This window comes from Psychrobacter sp., assembly GCF_018260395.1.
Taxonomy (GTDB): Bacteria; Pseudomonadota; Gammaproteobacteria; order Pseudomonadales; family Moraxellaceae; genus Psychrobacter.
In genome coordinates this window covers 1-3,082 of the sequence record NZ_JAGLBC010000199.1, presented here as the reverse complement: position 1 = coordinate 3,082, position 3,082 = coordinate 1, and the positions used below count along the sequence as shown (strand labels likewise).

2 protein-coding genes are annotated in these 3,082 nt (G+C 34.9%); both read left to right on the top strand.

Annotation, left to right across the window (positions count from 1 at the left end; translation table 11 throughout):
* The coding region (locus tag QZ265_RS10375; RefSeq protein ID WP_296405914.1) for a phosphatidylglycerol lysyltransferase domain-containing protein at positions 1 to 2,126 on the top strand (2,126 nt) is incomplete at its 5' end.
* 44 nt (positions 2,127 to 2,170) lie between these two features.
* Positions 2,171 to 2,854 (top strand): DUF1345 domain-containing protein, encoded by a 684-nt coding sequence (locus tag QZ265_RS10370; RefSeq protein ID WP_296405913.1) that lies wholly within the window; start codon positions 2,171 to 2,173, stop codon positions 2,852 to 2,854.
* Positions 2,855 to 3,082: the final 228 nt, after the last annotated feature.

Sequence of the window (3,082 nt, the reverse complement as noted above, 5' to 3'; positions counted from 1 at the left end):
ATGTCCTAGCAGTAACCTTAGGTATTATCAGTCATGTGCCAGCTGGGCTCGGCGTATTTGAGCTAACGATGGTTACCTCATTGCCTAAAGTCGATAAGACGACTCTTTTATCTGTCCTTTTATTATTCCGTATCTTATATTATATCATTCCTTTTTTGCTTGGCATCTTATCCTTCATATTGCATGAAGCGTATATCCGTTCAGGTAAAAATGCTTATCATCAGTTACACCTCAAAAACGAACCAACTGTTCCAGAAATTTTGACTAACTGTGATACCCAGCCTCCTCATATATCAGCGATTGACTGGTTACCTCAATTAATGGCTTTAATTATTGCTATTGTTGGGTTGTTAATGCTTATTGTTAGTATCTTACCGCCCAATCAAGATAGAGAATTACTTCTAAATGAGTTACTACCTTTTTCTATTGTGGAGGCATCCTATTTATTAAATACCTTAATGGGCTTTGCTTTAATAGTATTGGCACGAGGTTTATATCAACGTTTAAATGGTGCATGGCTATTGACAATGTGGCTATTAGGGCTATCTAGTGTCACTTTGCTCATTAAGCATCTTGAGTATGAAACAGCTTGCTTGGCTATATTGGCGTTCATGGTGCTCTATGTAAAAAAAGATATTTTTAATAGACAGTCCTCATTAATGAGTTTACGTCTTAACTTACCAAATTTATCTTTGTTATCTATACTTTTTATTAGTCTATTTTGGGTAGGGATGTTCGTACATCGTCATGAACCCTACACAGCTAGTTTATGGTGGGACACTACAGGGGACAGCGGCGCTCGCTTTATGCGTTCTTATGCCGTTCTTACTATTTTTTCAATCAGCTATGTGATGTTCAGCTTAATTAGATTTAAAAAACCAAAACCTGTAAAAGCTTCTTTTGATGACTTACTAAAAGCGGAAAAAGTCATTAAAATGTCGACCAAGGCTATTGCAAATCTAAGCTTACTTGGGGACAAACAGCTTCTTTTTAGTAACACTGGAAATAGCTTTATTATGTATCAAGTGCATGGTAGAAGCTGGATTGCGATGTCTGATCCTATAGGAGACGAAAGCGAGTTTTTTGAATTAATCAATAAATTTATTGCATTAGCACAAGGATTTGGCGGCGCTTATGTTTTTTATGAAGTTAGCAATCGATACGGCTATCTTCTCAATAAAAATGGCATTCAGTTATTAAAAATCGGTGAAGAAGCGATTGTAGATTTGGATAAATATAGTTTGCAAGGTAGTAAGAATGCTAAGTATCGACAAACTATCAGTCGCGGTAACAAAGATGGACTGACTTTTGAGGTTGTGCCACCAGAGCAAGTGGCAAACATTTTAGGCGAATTAAAGGTAATATCTGATATTTGGTTAAATGACAAAGGCTCTGTTGAAAAGGGATTCTCACTTGGGTATTTTGACGAAAATTACTTAAAACATTTTGACTGTGCCATTATTAAATATAACAATACTATTGTTGCATTTTCAAATATATGGAAAAGCGGCGGCTTGCATGAGTTATCAGTCGATCTTATGCGCTACCGAGTTGTCTATAACGAGGAAGGTAAAGAGATTAAGAGCATTATGGACTATTTGTTTGTTAATCTTTTTGTCTGGGGTAAGGAGCAAGGCTATCATAACTTTAGTTTAGGCGGTGCACCCTTTACTGGTATTGTACCTAGCAATTTATGTAGTAATGTACCAAACCCTGTACTTAATAATTCACCTAGCAATTCAATAAAGAATACATCTAGCACTTCATCTAGCAAGGCTCCCATAAATAGTAATGCATCAAATGAGGTTAAAACAGCAAGTTTTGACTCGCATAAGTTGATTAATACAACCACAAACTTAAATACTGTTAACCTTTATAATCCTACAGGTATGGACGTTGGAACAGGTCGCACTTGGCGCTTTGTTACCCAAACTGTCACCAAATATGGGAAAGATTATTACAATTTTGAAGGTTTAAGACAATTTAAGGAAAAGTATCATCCCCGCTGGGAGCCAAGATATATTGGTATTGAAACCGGTCTTAGGGCAGGGATTAAACCCATTCAAGGGTTGACTGATACCACACTACTTATTTCAGGTGGTTTGAGTAGTTTTATCAAAAAGTAGTCTTGCTATTGACAGTGAAATAATAAAAAAAATAGGGCGATATTATGACACTATTAAACGATATATTAACTACCCATTGGCGCTTAATAAGTAGTCTATTGGCAGGGGCTTTGGTTGGGCTGGCATGCACGACATTACTGTCTTTATCGCTAAGTACTTCATTTATTATTGGCTGGGACAGCACCATCTTATTATATATTCTCAATATCATTATCATGCTTAATAGAGATACGATGCATGAGCACCTTAATAGTGTAAAACAAAGCCAATTTTCTGTTTTAAGTTTAATTATAATCTCAAGCTTTATTTGTGTGTACTCCTTAACCAAGCAAACTCAAATGACTAAAAACTATCAGGATTGGGAGTTTGTATTATCTATTAGCTTGACTATTGGTACTATCTTTACAACATGGCTGATGATTCAAATTATATTTGCGATGCATTATGCTTTTTTATATTTTTCTCAATTACAAAAGGGCGATGCCTTGCCAATAGCATTTCCTGAGGCAAACACGAACTCTGACACTAACCATAAACAAATGGTTAGTCCTAGTTTTGAAGATTTCTTTTATTGTGCCGTTTCAATTGGAACATCCGCTCAAACTGCGGATACCACATTTATATCTACGGCAGGAAGAAACCTTGCTACTTTACATTGTGTTATCGCTTTTGCTTTTAACCTAGTTATTATTGCCTTGATGATCAATATTCTAGCCACTTATATTTAATTAATTAATCACAATCAACTTCATTATTAGCATTGAATTTTTTTAAATTAAGTATGAATTGAGTTTAATAATCTTGTTAATACTTTTCTAATTACATAAACAATTACTAATAAGCATTACCAAGCGGTAATACTTTATTAAACGATAATGCTCTATTAACTGGTTATGATTCAAGACCATTACCTAACAAAAATAATGCGAATGTAATCATTAACAATAATCCCTAAA

Excerpts from the sequence above, each read along its gene's own strand:
- QZ265_RS10370 (WP_296405913.1), top strand. The coding sequence starts at position 2,171 with ATGACACTATTAAACGATATATTAACTACCCATTGGCGCTTAATAAGT.